The 15,856-nt window shown below is 57.8% G+C and carries 17 protein-coding genes; 4 read left to right on the forward strand and 13 right to left on the reverse strand.

All coding sequences use genetic code 11. The features are described from left to right. Position 1: 1 nt before the first annotated feature. The 4 genes from K8R57_06155 to K8R57_06170 all read right to left on the reverse strand — a co-directional run bounded on the left by K8R57_06155 (position 2) and on the right by K8R57_06170 (position 3,108). Positions 2-865 carry a hypothetical protein gene (locus K8R57_06155; protein MCE9587879.1) on the reverse strand — a complete coding sequence of 288 codons (864 nt, stop codon included), beginning with the start codon at positions 863-865 and terminating at the stop codon, positions 2-4. Further along, positions 862-1,263, reverse strand: a complete 402-nt coding sequence (locus tag K8R57_06160; protein ID MCE9587880.1) for a biopolymer transporter ExbD — start codon at positions 1,261-1,263, stop codon at positions 862-864. Before K8R57_06160 ends, K8R57_06155 begins: the two co-directional genes overlap by 4 nt. Continuing rightward, complete coding sequence (locus K8R57_06165; protein MCE9587881.1) at positions 1,260-1,895, reverse strand: MotA/TolQ/ExbB proton channel family protein; 636 nt, start codon at positions 1,893-1,895, stop codon at positions 1,260-1,262. Before K8R57_06165 ends, K8R57_06160 begins: the two co-directional genes overlap by 4 nt. A gap of 70 nt (positions 1,896-1,965) precedes the next feature. Further along, the gene (locus K8R57_06170) at positions 1,966-3,108 is read right to left on the reverse strand and encodes a hypothetical protein (GenBank protein ID MCE9587882.1); all 1,143 of its coding nucleotides are present in this window, start codon (positions 3,106-3,108) and stop codon (positions 1,966-1,968) included. 96 nt (positions 3,109-3,204) lie between these two features. Between K8R57_06170 and hisI the strand changes: the two genes are divergently transcribed. The 4 genes from hisI (at position 3,205) to K8R57_06190 (ending at position 5,536) form a co-directional block, all read left to right on the forward strand. After that, positions 3,205-3,591, forward strand: a complete 387-nt coding sequence (gene hisI / locus K8R57_06175) for a phosphoribosyl-AMP cyclohydrolase (protein MCE9587883.1) — start codon at positions 3,205-3,207, stop codon at positions 3,589-3,591. A 21-nt stretch (positions 3,592-3,612) separates the two neighbouring features. Continuing rightward, complete coding sequence (locus K8R57_06180; protein ID MCE9587884.1) at positions 3,613-4,407, forward strand: thymidylate synthase; 795 nt, start codon at positions 3,613-3,615, stop codon at positions 4,405-4,407. A gap of 171 nt (positions 4,408-4,578) precedes the next feature. Further along, the gene (locus tag K8R57_06185; protein MCE9587885.1) at positions 4,579-5,040 is read left to right on the forward strand and encodes a dihydrofolate reductase; all 462 of its coding nucleotides are present in this window, start codon (positions 4,579-4,581) and stop codon (positions 5,038-5,040) included. A gap of 61 nt (positions 5,041-5,101) precedes the next feature. Continuing rightward, the gene (locus tag K8R57_06190) at positions 5,102-5,536 is read left to right on the forward strand and encodes a DUF4339 domain-containing protein (protein ID MCE9587886.1); all 435 of its coding nucleotides are present in this window, start codon (positions 5,102-5,104) and stop codon (positions 5,534-5,536) included. Between the two features lie 234 nt (positions 5,537-5,770). On the opposite strand, the gene K8R57_06195 is transcribed toward K8R57_06190, so the two are convergent. The 9 genes from K8R57_06195 to K8R57_06235 form a co-directional block, all read right to left on the reverse strand. Then, a complete protein-coding gene (locus tag K8R57_06195; protein ID MCE9587887.1) occupies positions 5,771-6,457 on the reverse strand; it encodes a UDP-N-acetylglucosamine diphosphorylase in 687 nt (228 codons plus the stop codon). A 146-nt stretch (positions 6,458-6,603) separates the two neighbouring features. Next, entirely contained in the window at positions 6,604-8,022 is a 1,419-nt protein-coding gene (gene cysS / locus K8R57_06200; GenBank protein ID MCE9587888.1) for a cysteine--tRNA ligase, read from the reverse strand. 21 nt (positions 8,023-8,043) lie between these two features. Beyond that, positions 8,044-8,544, reverse strand: coding sequence for a 2-C-methyl-D-erythritol 2,4-cyclodiphosphate synthase (gene ispF, locus K8R57_06205; protein ID MCE9587889.1), 501 nt, complete (start codon positions 8,542-8,544; stop codon positions 8,044-8,046). Between the two features lie 167 nt (positions 8,545-8,711). Next, the gene (locus K8R57_06210; GenBank protein ID MCE9587890.1) at positions 8,712-9,467 is read right to left on the reverse strand and encodes an inositol monophosphatase; all 756 of its coding nucleotides are present in this window, start codon (positions 9,465-9,467) and stop codon (positions 8,712-8,714) included. A gap of 207 nt (positions 9,468-9,674) precedes the next feature. Further along, positions 9,675-9,878: a hypothetical protein gene (locus K8R57_06215; GenBank protein MCE9587891.1), complete on the reverse strand. Its 204-nt coding sequence runs from the start codon at positions 9,876-9,878 to the stop codon at positions 9,675-9,677. A 159-nt stretch (positions 9,879-10,037) separates the two neighbouring features. Further along, on the reverse strand, positions 10,038-10,616 hold the full coding sequence (locus tag K8R57_06220; protein ID MCE9587892.1) for a phosphopantothenoylcysteine decarboxylase: 579 nt from the start codon (positions 10,614-10,616) through the stop codon (positions 10,038-10,040). 14 nt (positions 10,617-10,630) lie between these two features. Continuing rightward, positions 10,631-11,266 carry a guanylate kinase gene (gene gmk, locus K8R57_06225; GenBank protein MCE9587893.1) on the reverse strand — a complete coding sequence of 212 codons (636 nt, stop codon included), beginning with the start codon at positions 11,264-11,266 and terminating at the stop codon, positions 10,631-10,633. A 5-nt stretch (positions 11,267-11,271) separates the two neighbouring features. Continuing rightward, positions 11,272-12,153 carry a YicC family protein gene (locus tag K8R57_06230; GenBank protein MCE9587894.1) on the reverse strand — a complete coding sequence of 294 codons (882 nt, stop codon included), beginning with the start codon at positions 12,151-12,153 and terminating at the stop codon, positions 11,272-11,274. 5 nt (positions 12,154-12,158) lie between these two features. Next, the gene (locus tag K8R57_06235; protein MCE9587895.1) at positions 12,159-15,548 is read right to left on the reverse strand and encodes a hypothetical protein; all 3,390 of its coding nucleotides are present in this window, start codon (positions 15,546-15,548) and stop codon (positions 12,159-12,161) included. Positions 15,549-15,856: the final 308 nt, after the last annotated feature.

Here is a 15,856-nt window from a genome sequence, read left to right on the forward strand (position 1 = left end):
CTCAGGGATGAACGGGGGGAGTGGAGGCCGCGTGCACGGCCGAGCTGGCGTCGGCACCCCAGAGCACAAGGACACGCCCCCACGAGATTGCCTCTACGGCCTCGGGCTGAAAGCGCCTAGCCATGATCCAGATCCGGGCTGCCTCGTCGCTGGCCGTGTCGCCGGAGGATTCCATCAACACACAATGCACGGGCATTCCCTCGGGGCTGACTCCAACTTCGTAGGCTGCTGGCTGGATGACCCTCGCCATAGCGACTGGAATAGAAGAGGAAGCGGCGTCCTCCACCGGATGTCGTGCCGACAGTTCGTCTTCCCATCGGACGACTGTGGAGGAATGTGGGCCGGCCACGCTTAATGTGGGCGATGCTGGGGTCTTTGTCTCATGGGTCCCTTGTTGGGACACTCGCTGGAGTGGAGCAATCAGCGGGGGTAGGGAGGGCTCGATCTGGGGTGAGGGCTCACTGCGTAGCGGAAGCAGTGATGGAGGCGGCTCATCGTAGCTCGGCCTGTATTTCAGCGGAGGCAGCGAGGGTAAGGCTGTTCGCGCGGCACGGAGGGGAGAGAAGACTGCAGGATCATTGGCTTCCAGCCAAGGAGCCAACTGATGCGCGGCTTCACTGTCAGGCGGCAAGAAGTAAAATAGCGGCGACTCCGGTGTTTTCTCTGAAGGTACACGGTAGCTGATCGAGAAAAGTACCACCATCAGGGTCTGCAGGATTCCGGCTCCCAGAATGCAAAGCGGAAGCATCAGCCGTGGTGCCTGACGGATTGGCCATTCAAAAGCGAGTTGGGCTAAATGGGCCAACTCTCTCAGCTCCCGGGAAGCAAGGGGGCCCTTCGGAAGCAGGGGAATCCGCAGCGTCATGACGGACCCGAGCCAGTGGCAAGGACAACGGTGAAGCCGCAGCGCGCCCCGATCGTCATGATCTGGAGTAGAAGATCGTAGGGGGCAAGCCGGTCAGCCTTGATGATGAGACTGCCAGTTCTGGGCACCTTGCGAAGCGATATCTCAAGCTCCGCTGGAGTGACTACCTGGCGGTCATAATAGATCTGTGGCAGAGGCGCCCCCGTCACGCTGACCACTTGGGGATCCTGCTGAGGGAGCAGAAGAAACGGCGAGTCGGGAACCCTCAGTGCGATTCCCGGCTGGAGCATGAAATAACCGCCCAACAACAGGAAAAAGACGAGGCTCAATAGCGTCCCGAGCGCCGGGGCCATCAGCAGCAGCGCATCTCCCGCTCCCTTGCTGCGGGGAAGCCTCATCCGTTTGCGGGGTCATGCCGCCGGTCGGCGGCATCCACAAGAAGGTTCACAATCTCGATGCCCGCCCGTTCCATGTCATGGATGATGTCATTCACCCTCGCAGTCAGGTAACTGTGTCCGATGTATGCTGGTATCGCCACACCGAGCCCGGCCGCTGCATCGAGCATGCTCTCGTAGACACCGTGGGCCAGTTCCGCTGCCGTTGCATAGCCGCCGTGTGACGAAAGAATCAGGAAAGCATCCAGGAGTCCGAGGATCGTACCGAGCAGACCGAGCAGCGGCGTAACATAGGCAAGTGTTGCGAGAATCGGCAAATTCCGCTCCAGCTTCGGGATCTCCAAGATAGCAGCGTCGGTGGTCAACGACTGCAGGACGCGCCGCTCGGCGCGAGGCCTCAGCAGCGCGGCCTGCAGGACGCGGGCCGCCGGCCCATGGCTCGCGGAGGATTCGGCGAGCGCCTCATCAACACGACCATTGTGAATCAGCAGTGCAAGGCCGCCGAGCAGCTCTCCGACCCGGATGGAGGCTTTGTGGAGAAAGATCAGGCGTTCGAAGAAGACCCCCAGCGCCACCACGCTACAGAGCAGGATGATCCACATAAGGGGTCCGCCTTTTTGCAAGAGTTCAAGCATGGGAAAATACTAGTTGCAGGTTGAAAGCATTAAAAAGGTTAAAGGTATATAGGATGGATCTTACCGCTCATCAGATCGGCAAGCTCGCTTGTGCGGAGGAACCGCTTGGCAGTGCCTCGGCATTAGAGAGATGTCCCAGCATTTCCTGAAGCCGCTCGCGCACCCCCGGGAGGAATCCACGGTCAGCATGGAGGACTAGCAGGCAGAGCTCGTTGTTATGAAGGAAGCTCAGGGCACCCTGTTCCGCATGGAGTGTCACCCCTGGCACATTCCCGAGACCCATCTTGGAAGAGGACTCCCGGATCTGGGCCAGCATTGCCATTGCCTGACCGCTCAGGGTCTGGAGATCGATTCCGGGAGGGGTGTTGGAGGCGCAGACCACTTGATCTCCGTGTGCCAGGATACAGGCCCGCAGGCCCGGAAGCTGTCCCGCCATAGCGATGACGCGATCCATGGTAAGCTTCTCCTCGGTCATGAAGAGGGCCTGCAACGCCGCAGGATCGGCAAGCTGATCGAGGGGATCGAGCTTCCAGAGCGGCTCAAGGGCAAGAACCTCGGGTGTCTCCGCAACGTCGTCGGGTAAAATCACGAGCCTCTGTTCCTCAGGCGCCGGCTTAACAAAAACATTCCGGCGAAAGATCGGCAACGAGGCGAAGAATCCCAGCTTGGCGGTGACTGCTGGCACCAACTCCTGAGCCTCTTTTTCCTCATGGAACTTTGCACCGTGCGTTTCCAAGGTTGAGAGCGCTTCGGGCTGATTGGTCGCAATCACCTCGGCCTCGATCACTGGGGTAGGAGATTTTTCGGTGGGGTCATCCGCGGAGGGAAGGGTAACTGGGGATGCTTCTCCACTCGGGCGTTCCCTGTGTTCCGTCGGAACCTCTTCAAACCTTGTTACCAAGCGGTAATAAAGGGCGACCCATCCGGCAGGAAGATTCAGTCGCTCAGAACGGTCTCCACCTTCGGGCACAACTACCAGATCGGGCAGAAGATCGTTCAGCTGGCCGAGCGAGAGTCTCGGCGTATTCCCCGCGAGTAAATCCCGGCAAGGCAGATCGACCGTTCGGCCGCTCAGTTCTTCGGTAGTTGTTTCCTTGCAGAACTGAGCCGGAAGCCTAGCCATCAACTCCGACAGGGGCACGGAGATCATATCCGGCGCTTCCTCAAAGAAACGATGGCGCGGCGCCGTGCGCGTGCTGGATGCGATGGTCACGCTCTGATCCTCCTGAAAGTGAGGCCCCTCCGCAACCGAGAATCTACGATCGAGAATCTTCTTGCCCCGGAAGCGCCGTCTCTCCGAAATGAGAAGATGGACTTGAATCTCAAATTCGATGACCGCGGCCTGATTCCCGCGATTGTACAGGAGAGCACCGAAGCCGGTGGCCGCGTTCTCATGATGGCCTGGATGAACGAAGACTCACTGAAGCATTCCGTTGATTCCGGCTACATGCACTACTGGAGCCGTTCCCGCCAAAAACTCTGGAAGAAAGGCGAATCAAGCGGCCACACGCAGCGGATCCTGCGTTGGTTCGTCGATTGCGACCGCGACACTCTCCTCTTCGAGGTCGAGCAGCACGGCGGCGCCTGCCACACCGGATTTGCCAGCTGCTTCTATGTCGAGCTCGACAAGACGGGGAACGACCTTCCGCCCCAGGAAGAGCCGCTCTTCAGTCCCGACAGCGTTTACAAAGCGTAGGCGATCACCCGTCCCATCCCGATGATCCAATACCACCGCCTTCTCAACCTCGTCCTCGACCACGGGGCGCGGAAAGAAGACCGCACCGGTACTGGTACCCTCTCGGTCTTTGGTGCGCAGGAGCGCTTTGACCTCACTCAAAGCTTTCCCCTGCTCACCACCAAGAAGCTCCACCTTCGCTCCATCATCCACGAGCTACTCTGGTTTCTGAAAGGCGACACCAACGTCGGCTATCTCAAGGAAAACGGGGTCACCATCTGGGATGAGTGGGCCGATGCGAACGGCGATCTCGGGCCCGTCTACGGCGCTCAGTGGCGCCGGTGGCGTACCCCTGAGGGAGGAACCGTCGATCAGATCGCCCGTCTCATCGAGGACTTAAAAAAGAATCCCGACAGCCGCCGCCATATCATCAGCGCCTGGAACCCCGGAGAGATCGACAAGATGGCCCTGGCCCCCTGCCACGCCCTCGTCCAGTTCTATGTTGCGAACGGCGAACTCAGCTGCCAGCTCTACCAGCGCAGTGCCGATCTCTTCCTCGGCGTCCCCTTCAACATCGCCTCCTACGCCTTGCTGACGATGATGATCGCTCAGGTCTGCGGCCTGAAGGCGAAGGAGTTCATCCACACCTTTGGCGACCTTCACCTCTATGTGAACCATCTTGAGCAAGCCCGGCTTCAGCTCACACGGGAACCGCGCCCACTCCCGCAGATGCTACTTAATCCCGCTGTGAAGAACTTGGAGGATTTCCGCTACGAGGACTTCACGCTAGAGGGGTACGACCCTCACCCCGCGATCAAAGCCCCAATCGCTGTTTAGAATGCGAAGCCGAAGAATATTTCCCGCAGAGGCGCAGAGGCGCGGAGTTTTAAGACAAAACAACTGCAGGATTTCTTTTTCTTCATCTCTGCGCCTCTGCGTTTGCTTGCCCGGCCGTTGCTTCGCATCCGTTACGGCTGCGCGAGAATTTGCAGTCATTTTTGTTTCCAAATGATCAAGGCGATTGTGGCTATGGCCGAGAACCGGGTTATCGGGAATGCCGGCACGATCCCGTGGCATCTTCCCGAGGATTTCAAATTCTTCAAGGCGACCACCATGGGTCACGCCATCCTCATGGGCCGGAAGACTTTCGAGTCGATCGGCAAGCCGCTCCCCGGTCGCGAAAATATCGTCCTCTCCCGGACCATGCCGGAGACACCGGGCATCACCATTGTGCGCTCCGTGAAGGAGATCCAAGAGCCGACCGACGGACGCGACCTCTTCGTGATCGGCGGCGAAGAGATCTACCGGCTCCTCCTCCCCAGCGTCCAAGAACTCTACGTCACCAAAGTCCCCCGCCAAATCGAGGGCGACACCCACTTCCCCGACTTCGAATTACAGTTCGATGCAGGAACTAAAGTTCTGGAAACCAATGACTTCACCGTGTGGAAGTATCGCAGATCGGCTCTATAAGTATTCTCCTCTGGATTATGCGCGCTCATTAGCTTATAGTTACTAGTTAGCCAAATAACTCATGGAAATAGTCGTAATATGGGCCATGTGTGGTGTTGTCGCTGCAATGATCGGCGCAAGAAAAGGCGAAGGATGCGCCGCATTTTTCATCGGCTTTTTATTTGGACCATTTGGAGTCCTTTTTGCTTTTCTTAGAAAGGGCAACCGTTGCGCCTGTCGCTTTTGTCAAGAACTAGTCAACAAGGATGCTTTGGTATGTCCATACTGCCAAAGAGAGATCGCCTCCTCACACGTTTCTGAACCCGTCTACAGCATTCCGTCTGCCAACACGGTTGACCACTCCATTCGATATTTTATATATTCTGGCGAGGCCGTAATCGGACCATATACGAAAAAAGAACTTTCTGTTCTTCACCTAACCGGCGAGATAGACAGCAACACCCAATGTTGCATAGAGGGCACAAAAGAATGGGTATCATTTCACTCAATTGTCTGAATAGATTTCGGGCTAAAAACGCAGCAGCTAATCTCTGGCAGCGGATCGCCAGCTTTTCACGATCTTCCTCATAGCTTTTGGAGAACAGCGCCTTTGCAGCTTGTTCACCCGTCCGGGGCAGCTGAGTTTGCCGTTAGGCGCCTTCTTCAGTAAGGTTGGGAAGTTTTTGATGCTGTAGTGAACTACAGCGAGCGAGCAGCAACGCCGCACAGGGCAATAAACCCAAAGCCATCCCTAGTCGCGCTGCTGACGGGGGACAACCTTCAAAGTCTGAGGCTCTACTCTCCCGATCGAATTCGTCGGCAGCACCCCTCTCCAGGAAGTTCCCGGATAAATAATCGTGTCGCGGCCTATGATCGATCCGGGGCTTAAGACTGCGTTGCAGCCGATTTCGGCGCGGTCGCCTACGATGGCACCGAACTTCCGAAGGCCAGTCGGAATGATTCCTTCGGCGGTTCTCACGGCGACCGGCTGATGGTCGAGGCGGACATTGGAGAGGATGACTCCGGCACCGAGATGAGCCTTGTGGCCGAGGATGGAGTCCCCGACGTAGTTGAAGTGAGGGATCTGCGCCTCGTCGAAGATGAGGCAGTTCTTGAACTCGCAGGAGTTGCCCAACACGACGCCATTGCCGACCACGACATTCTCGCGGATGTAGGCTCCGTTGCGGATCTCGCAATTCTCGCCGATCCATGCGGGACCTTTGATCATGGCTCCTTGCTCAATGATTGTGCCTGCTCCGATATAGACAGCGCCGCTGATGAAGGGCTTGCCGATCAGCTTGCCATGGATCCCAGGCTTGAGGCGGAACTGAAGATAGGTCGAGATCTTCGCCAGCGCCTCCCAGACATGCGTGACATTCTCAAAGATGACACTGTGCTCAGTGCGGTCGAGGTCGAGGAGGGTATCGGGGGAGAACATGCAATGAAGGATGAATTATGAAGGATGAATTATGAAAGAACGGAATACATGATTTCCCGCAGAGGCGCCGAGACGCAGAGAGAAATTAAGGGGTGTATTTATTTCTTTTCTCTGCGCCTCTGCGTCTCTGCGCGAGATTTTTTCAATCAGTTTTTGCTGATCCGTTGTCCGTCTTTTGTGTCTTTGACTAGCCATCCTAGCGATGCGATCTGATCCCGGATCTCGTCGCTCTTCTGCCACTCCTTCGCATCGCGCGCGATCGCACGCGCGGCTACCAGCTCTTCCACTTCTGATGGGATTGTGGTGACTGTATCTGGTTCCAGCCCAAGGACACCGTCTACTCTGGCCAGCCAGTTCAGCAGTCCGCGTGCTTGTGAGGGAGTGAGCTTCTCCTCATTCACTTGATCCATCCGACGGTTGCTCTCGCGCAGGGTCTCGAAGAGAACGGCTAGCGCGCTGGAGATATTCAGATCATCATCCAGCGCCGCGAAGAATTCTTCGGTTGCGGGATTGGGTGTCTCAGCTGCGGCTTCTGATCCCGCGGTTTCTGTCAGGCGTTCACGCCAGGCATCAAGGCGGCCCAACGCGGTGCGTGCGGCGCCCAACCCATCCATTGTGAAGTTCAGTGCTCCCCGGTAGTGAACGGAGATCAGCGCATAGCGTACTTCGCGGCCGGTCCATCCCTTCTCAAGCAGATCGCGTAGCGTGAAGAAGTTCCCTGCCGACTTGGCCATCTTGGAGCCCTCGACCATGAGGTGCGCGCAATGCATCCAGTAGCGGACGAACGGTCCCTGCCCATGGCCGGCACACTCGCACTGGGCAATCTCGGCCTCGTGATGGGGGAAGATGTTGTCGACGCCGCCGCAGTGGATGTCGATGGTCTCGCCTAGTAGCCCCGTCGCCATGGCGCTGCACTCGATATGCCATCCGGGACGACCTTTGCCCCAAGGACTCTCCCAGCCGACAGATCCATCTTCAGCGACCCATGCCTTCCAAAGAGCGAAGTCGGCGGCTGCCTCCTTGTCGTATTCGTCGCTGGCGACGCGTTGGCCCGGTCGCTGGTTCTCAAGATCGACGTGGGCGAGCCTTCCGTAATTCGGAAAAGAGGCGATGCGAAAATAAACCGACCCATCGTCGACTTGGTAGGCGTGACCCCTTTGCATCAGCGTTCCAATCATCGCGATCATGCGCTCGATCTGCTCCGGATCGGTCGCCTCGGGATAGGCCTCGGCCGGAAGCAGGCGAAGTGTTTTGGCATCGGCAAAGAAGGCCTCCTTGAAGGGCCGCGTGTAGTCATTGAGCGCGATTCCGGCCGCATGGGCGCCTCGGATTGTCTTATCATCGACGTCGGTGAGATTCATCACCCGGCGGACGATAAGTCCGCGCTCCTGAAGATGGCGCTGGAGCAGATCTTCGAAAACATAGGCCCGGAAGTTACCGATGTGTGCGTAGGCGTAAACCGTCGGCCCACAGGTGTAGAGCGAGAGGGTCTTCCCCTCGCCCTCACGGGGAGTGATTTCCTCCAGGCGCCGGGAAAGTGTGTTGAGTATCTGCACGGTTGCCATCGGCATGAATTAATTTGCGGGCTATTCGGAAGGAGTCTCCACAGATGCGGTCGCCATCGCCGCGATCCCTTCGCCGCGTCCCAAGAATCCTAGGCATTCGTTGGTGGTCGCCTTGACGCCGACGCGCGAAGCAACCAGCCCCAGTGATTCGGCGATGCGCTCTCTCATCTGCTGAACATAAGGGCCAATCTTTGGTTCCTCTGCGACCAGCGTGGAATCGACGTTGATGATTGTCGCTCCTGCCTTGACTAGGATCGCAGCGACTTGGCGCAAGATCTCCAAACTGGAGATGCCGCGAATGGATGGATCGGTATTCGGAAAATAATGCCCGATGTCCTGCAGGCCCGCCGCCCCGAGCAGGGCGTCGGCGATCGCGTGACAGAGGACATCCGCATCGGAGTGACCCGAAAGGGTGAGTCCCTGCGGGTGGCGAAGCGTCACGCCGCCAAGCACGAGCGGTCTCTCCTGATCTAACTGCTCTAGCCGATGTACATCATAGCCGATGCCGCTGCGGGTGATCATGTTTTGGGAGATAGTAGATGGGAGCTAGGATCCAGGCGATACGCGATACGCAATGGGGATACTGCAAAGATGCATCTGAAAGCAGGAAGTCGGCAAGGTCTGTGGTGTCTCTGCTGATTGATGCTACAGGTTTATCTTTGTCCGCGCCTCTGCGCCTCTGCGCGAGATTAAAGATGCGTGAAGGCAATTCCTCCGCCGCAAGCAACGCAGGAGTATTTGTCAGCGACCGTGTCATGGGCCCTCAGGTCGACCTTGCCGCCGGCGAGCTCGACCATCAGCATCCCTGCTGCGATGTCCCAGAGACTGATCTGACTCTCGATGTAGGCGTCGAGGCGGCCACTGGCCACATAGGCGATGTCGAGCGCGGCGCTTCCCATCATACGGGTCTTGCGCGCGGACCGCATCATCTGCCCCAGAATAGGGAGTCCCTTCTCGATGGCGCCTTCAGTCTTCGAGACTCCCACGGCGACGATCGCGTCGGAGAGCTTGGTGCGGCTGCTTACACGGATCGGGCGTCCATTCAGTGTGACGCGACCGGTGGAACGCGAGGCGACCCACAGTTCATCGGTCATTGGTTGGTAGATCACGCCTGTCGTGAGGACCCCGTTGTGACGATGCGCGATGGAAACTGCAAAATGCGGAATTCCGTAAAAGAAATTCACCGTACCGTCGATCGGATCGATGATCCACTGATCCGCGGCTGTCTGGTCCCCGCGGATCCCCTCCTCTCCATAGATCGCATGGTCGGGAAAGGCCCCCAGAATAAGAGACTCGATCAGCGCCTGGGAACGGCGGTCGAGCTCGAGCTTGATGTCGTGGGCCTCAGCCGAGTCCACGTTGAGTTCCTTTTCGAAGTGTCCTCGGATCATTCCGCCGGCTGCAAGGGCCGCATCCCGTGCGGTCGTGAGTATCAGTTCTTCCATTTAGAATTCAGTAGCGGAGTAAGCGGATGGATGAAACCTGAAACTTGAAACCTGAAGAAATAGCGCCTTCGTGATGAAGGCTAATCGACTCTTCTATTCCTGTTTTTAATAACACCAGCGGACGGATGAAAAAAATTGGGGGAAGCGTTTGTGGCGCTTCCCCCAAGTTCTAGCTCGTCGCCGAAAGGTTGTTCCGGCGGGAGGGACTTACTTCTTTTTTGCGACGGCCTTCTTGACGGCTTTCTTTGCAGGAGCCTTCTTGACGACCTTCTTGGCTGGAGCCTTCTTCGCAACGGCCTTCTTCACCACCTTCTTGGCGGGGGCCTTCTTTGCAACGGCCTTCTTCACCACCTTCTTGGCGGGGGCCTTCTTTACAACTTTCTTAGCGGGTGCTTTTTTCTTAATGGGCATTTCAATCCACCTCCTTTGTTCCGCATGCGCGGCGTATGTGAAAAGTTTGTGAATAAGTCACTGCTGAATGTGAATAAGTCGCCCGTTGATATGCGTCAACGGATTTTCTGAAAAAGTTTCGCCTCCGTTTCCTCACCCTCGTGAGGAAAGTCTCATCACTTACTTGGCCGCGAGAATTTTCTCCGCGTCTGCGATGATCGCCGACACCTCGGCAAGTCTTCCAAGCCCTTCGTACCCGCATGCAAGCATGCCTTCCGCTGGCCCGACAAATGAGGCTCCGCGCGTGCGCAGTGTCTCCGCATTCATCTTGGTCGCGGGGTGCTCCCACATCTTTCCGTTCATCGCCGGCGCGATGAGAAGAGGGGCGCGTGTGGCGAGCGCGACCGATCCCAGCGCATCATCCGCAAATCCATGAGCGAGGCGCGCTAGCGTGTTCGCGCTAGCCGGCGCGATGAGCAGCAGATCCGCGCGATCCGACAACTCGATGTGCCCGGGCTTCCAGGCTCCTGAATTTTCCTCGGAGAGATCACACAACACGGGATTGCGCGAGAGCGTAGCGAGCGTGAGAGGTGTGATGAATTCGGTGGCCCTGCGCGTCATCACAACGAAGACATCATGGCCCGCCTTGCGGAGCTGGCTGACAATCTCGGCCGCCTTGTACGCAGCGATAGATCCGGTCACACCCAGGACGATCGTTTTTCCCCGGCCGTTAGGTGATTCTTTCCCTGCGTTTTCCATCGTCTCCATAATGGTCAGCCCACGCTTTCCGTGACGACGGACATGCGGCGGCTGAGGTAACGCTCGGCGCGCATGACAGCCCGGAACTTCTCTATGTTCTCCTCCATCGAGCCGCTGATAATCGTGTAGCGATAATCGCGCCAGCATTCCATCTCGCGGGCTGCGTTGCTCATTCGGATCTCTACTTGCTCGGACGTCTCCGTGCCACGGCGCATGAGACGCCGGCGGAGCTCTTCGAGATCGGGGGGCATGATGAAGACATCGGCGAGGGCCTCGAGGATGATTGGATCTCCGCAGGCGCGGATGTTGTCGACGCCGTGCGTGTCGATGTCGAGGAGCACGTCGATGCCGTTCTTGAGGTTTTCGAGCACGGGTCCCTTCAGCGTGCCGTAGTGGTTGCCGTGGACCTCGGCATGCTCCAGAAATTCTCTCGCACCGAGACGCCGTGTGAATTCCTCACGGGATAGGAAATGGTAATCTTCCCCGTCGATTTCCCCGGTCCGGGGTGCTCGGGTCGTGCAGGAGACGGACCAGACGAAGTCGGGCTTCTGCCGCAGCGTGGTGCAGAGCGTCGTCTTCCCGGCACCTGAGGGTGCGGAAATCACGAAGAGGATGCCGGAGCGCCGAAAGTTGTGGGATGGATTATTCACGCGGATTACTCGAGATTGGCGACTTGTTCGCGGATTCTATCAAGCTCCGCCTTGGATTGCACGACCCGTTGGGAGATGGACGCATCCCCGGCCTTGTTTCCGAGCGTGTTGAATTCGCGGAACATCTCCTGGGCCAGATAGTCGAGCGTCCTGCCGGCCTGCTCGGAACTGTTCAGCGATTCTCTGCACTGCACGAAATGGCTCTCCAGTCGGGCCAACTCCTCGGTGATGTCGCTGCGCTCGGCCATGAAGGCGAGTTCCCGTGCGAGCGCGGGATCATTCGCAGGTAAAGGAAGTCCCAACTCCTCCAAGCGGGCCTTCAGATGATCGCGCCGCAAACGCAGCACGGCGGGGACGCGGGCGCGGATGGCCTTGGCCGCGGACTCCAACAGCTTGATGCGCTTGAGCAAGTCCGTGACGAGGTGAGCCCCCTCCTTCTTTCTCATCACGATCATTCGATCCAACGCCTCAGTGAGCGCTGTCTGCAGCGCAGGCCAGAGAGTATCGGTGTCCGGAGGCTCCTCTGTGCCGTTTCTCATCACGCCGGGAGATCGGAGCAATAGCTCTAGAGAGATCTGCCCGGGAAGGCCCAGCTCCGCCTGCAGGGCCTGAAGCTCCTGGAGTGTGCGGCGCGCGGCTTGCTTGTCGACGACGCCCTGGGAGTTGTCCGGACCCGCGGCATTCTCTAGCAAGACAGTCACATTGATACGCCCGCGGCCGATTCTTTTCTGAATCACTTCCCGAAGCTTCGGCTCAAGCGCTGCAAGTGGCTTTGGCAGCGAGATAGCGATCTCGATTCCTTTACGGTTTACCGAGCCGCATTCCACCGTGAATCGCCATCCTTCGGCCAGAGCGCTGGCCCGGCCATGTCCTGTCATGCTTTCCATAAGTTTTATTGTTGAGCGGTTCCTCCCAACGAAAGGCTCCAGATCCAAGGTGCTCCGTAGAAGCCGAGGGCGGCTGGTTCGTAGTTGCCCAAATGCGAGGTCACCCATCCAGTAGCCGGAAGAGGAAAAAGCAGGTTCTGTCGGCACCACGATGTTTCCTGCAACAAGAGGCTCTTCCTCTTTTCAGAGCGGCCTGCCAGTGACATCAAAAGGTCTGGTGAGCTGATACCCCGCAATCCTTCAAAAGCTATCGTCGGATTGGGGAGGGAGCCGCCCAGGGAAAGGACGCAGAAGCCCTCCTTGGTCAGTCCATAAGCATTGTCTCCCGAAAGGGTGCCGCGCGATGCCTCCAGAAGTACGTGAGCCTGCGGCACGACAAAGGTGCTGCAGGGAAGGCTAAGTTCTAAATTCTTCCCCTCGATCTTTCCTGTAAATGAGGGGGCAAGAGCCGCACCACCTGCATGCACATCAAGGGATATGCTAGTGTCCTTTGCTGGATTCAACGTCGCCAACCCGTCCGTCTTCAGTGCGACGTCGATTTGCAGATTTTTCAGGTTGTTTTCTTTTTCTTGATCCTGGGTACCTGCGCTAGCTTGAGAGGAAAGAGTGCACGCGGGTGGAGCAAAGGCTGGCGTTAGGTTTGCACGCGGCACGCCTGTGAGGCTATGAAGCCGCAGCGATCCGCTCAAAACAGGAGGTTGAGTACCTGTACGACTGAGCGCCAGATCCGTATCTGCAAGGGCATCGAGACCGCCACCCAGCGGCAACGGCAGATCGTTCCCCATCAGTCGGAGCGTTCCTTTCCAGGGGGTGGTTCCCCACTCGATGGATCCGGAAAGGGTCATGGGCTTATCGTGGTAGAGGGCACTTCCGGGGCCAAAGACCGCTTTTGCCGTTGCTAGCGTCACCGGTAGGGACAGGCGCTCTAGCACGTGAGGCCCAAAAATATGTCCTTCCTCGGCCTCTAGGAGAAGGCTGCCTTCGGATACCGGCTGTTTCCATGTTCCGGAGAGATGGACTTTCCCTTCTATACGGGCTTTCTTAAGGGGCCATGCTTCCAGCCTCATGAGGCTCGCCCACCCATCCAGGGGGACGTGTTGGAAGGATGCGGATCCACGGATTGGCTGATCGACATCCCCTATTCTAAGGGTTCCCTGATCATTGACCAAAGAAAGCGGCATCTCCAACTCCACGGCTAACGGTGAAGAGGATGCCGTTTCCTGAAGAAGCTTTAACTTGGCTTTCCCTTCCCCGGCTTCCAAGGAGAGGGAAAGATCCGCGGTCGGCCCGCCATGCATGGGTGAAAAATTGCGGATGCTCATCGCGGCATGCACGTCCGGTTTTGCAGGTGTACCCGTTACGGTGATCGTTCCCTCAAGGCCTCCTAAAAAAAGAATTTCCTGGCCAAAAAGGCCTGCAATTTCCTCGGCCTTGATTCCCTGGAAGGCGAGGTTGATCCCGAGCGACCCGTCCATCACGATGGTCTTGAGCGCGTCGCCGCTTTGCCAGAATTCCGTTGCATTGAACGGGAGCGACAGTTCGCCTTTCACAAGAGGTAACGGCTTGCCAGCGCGGGTCGCCACAATGTCCGTGGCCCGGAAGGCGTTGGTTGTCGCTGAAAGTTTCATGGCAAGTGACAGGTCCTCCTGCTTGAAATTGGCCTTGGCGAGTTCCACTTTTCCCGGTGCGTAAGTTCCCTCGAAGGTTCCGGACATGCCGGTGGTTGTCCACTTGCTCACCCATCCGTTAACCTGAGTCTGAAACGATCCGGTGTGAACTTCTGCGGCGCCCTCTCCCTGCCAGTGAAACTTCACTCCGCCACCCCCGTTGACGGTGGCTGTGGTAAGTCCTAACTGGGAAAGTCGCTTTGTCAGGTCGTGTACATCGGCTTCCGCCTCGGCTACGTAAGCATGGGGGCGGCTGTTAGCGACATTACCGCTTAGATACAGGTGATCTCGTCCGCTCCATGCCTCTAGGGAGGTCAGCCGGGTCTGATCACCGGCGAAGATCACGCATCCTTTCAGCCAGTCCAATGGCAATTTACGGATGGTCATGCCGGTACCGGTGACATTGCAGTATCCTTCAGCCTTGTTCTCGGCGCCTTGAACCTCTCCCTCCAGAGCCATTCCTCCACCCAGCTGGGCAAACTGGGGGCCAAATAGTCCAGCCAGCGCACCGGCATCCTCAAGCTCGGCATGAAAGCTCGCAGTAAAAGGAGCGCGGAGCGCCGCATGCCAATCTGCCGGGAGATGGCTTTGTCCCGACGCCGTCAATTCATTCTCCCGTTGCTGGAGATGAAGTTCGGAAATGGTGAGGTTGCGCCCCGTAAGCGTCGTGGCTAATCGGAGCGACTCCCAACCCTTTCCTTCCCAATGGAAATCGCGGGCGATGAGGCGTAATGAGCTGTCGGCATCCACCGGGTTTGCGGGATCGCCACGGAACGTAAAACGCGCCTGGCTGATGACCCCGGTCGCCTTTTTTTCATCCTTCATCCATTCATGGAAGGCCTCCAGCGCCAGACCTTCGCCCACCAGCGTCAGCTCGAGATGGTTGGAATTCATCGCCGTCCCCAAGCTGCCGTCACCCCTCAGAATACCCTGGCCGGCTGTTCCCCTGATGCCGAAATCGACACCACCGGCCACCGGTCGGAGAGACGATTCCTTAAGGAGGAAATCATGGCCCAGATCCAGCTCACCCAGACGAAGTACTCCACCCTCCCAAGCAGCGGGGGCAGAAGCTCTGGGCAGAACGCGGTGCCAAGCGCCGACATCCAAAGACCCATCGGCATAAGAAATCCTGCCGGCCCATCGGTCAGGCAAGCGAAGCGTCAGGCCATTCACTGCCAGTCGGTGATGATCTCCGATCATGACCAGGTCAGCGGACCCCAGAGTGCAGGAAGAGGAAGGGAGGAAGAGCGTGGTGCGCAAAAAAGGCTGTATACCCCAGCGCGGTTGCTTCTTAAGCGGCTTTGCGGTGCGTGTGCTCGCTCGGGTATCCAGTAGCACCTTGGTCTTGCCCGCCATCATCTCCCGGATCAACGGCTGTGGCTTCCCGTCGGAGAAGTGAAGAAGTTGCTTCATCGAAACAAGGCGCACCCCAATCCAGTCGGTCTTGATGCTGCTTCGGTGATCGAGCGGGCCAAATAGCCATGTCACGCCCCGGGCTTGGATCCATCCGTTCTCTGCGAGCGCGAGCTGCTCGATATGCAACTCCCCGCCATATTCCCAGGCAGCAAGCCCAAGGCCACCCCGTAGCACACCGCAGAATACCGGCTTGAAGAAAAGCCAGGTCGCAACCGCTAATGCCAGCAAGGCCAGCGTTCTCCATGCCGTGGGTGTTCCGGACATGGCGGGAGGATGCTCCGGAACCTCGGTGTTTTTGTAACGGGGCGGCATGAGGAATCGATGCGTTGGAAAAGGAAGTATGACTGCTCCCGGCTCGCTTGACCCGCGAAAATGATGCGGCCTGGCGTTCTCGCTCTAAAAGATACAGGCCGCCGCACCATTTGGTACGACGGCCTGTTGTTCCCCCCAGAACAATCTTTCGATAAGCAGAACTTATAGGGTTTTATCTCCCGCGCAAGTTCTTTTTAAAAGAAATATCGGTTTTTCCCTACGCTGCCTTTGTTTTCAGCAACTTCCCCTCTCTCTAGTCTTCTTCTCAACGCATCTCCCAGAAGGGAGGGAAGCCCTCACATGTGCTC

Source organism: Verrucomicrobiota bacterium (assembly GCA_021413925.1).
Classification (GTDB): domain Bacteria; phylum Verrucomicrobiota; class Verrucomicrobiia; order Chthoniobacterales; family UBA6821; genus UBA6821.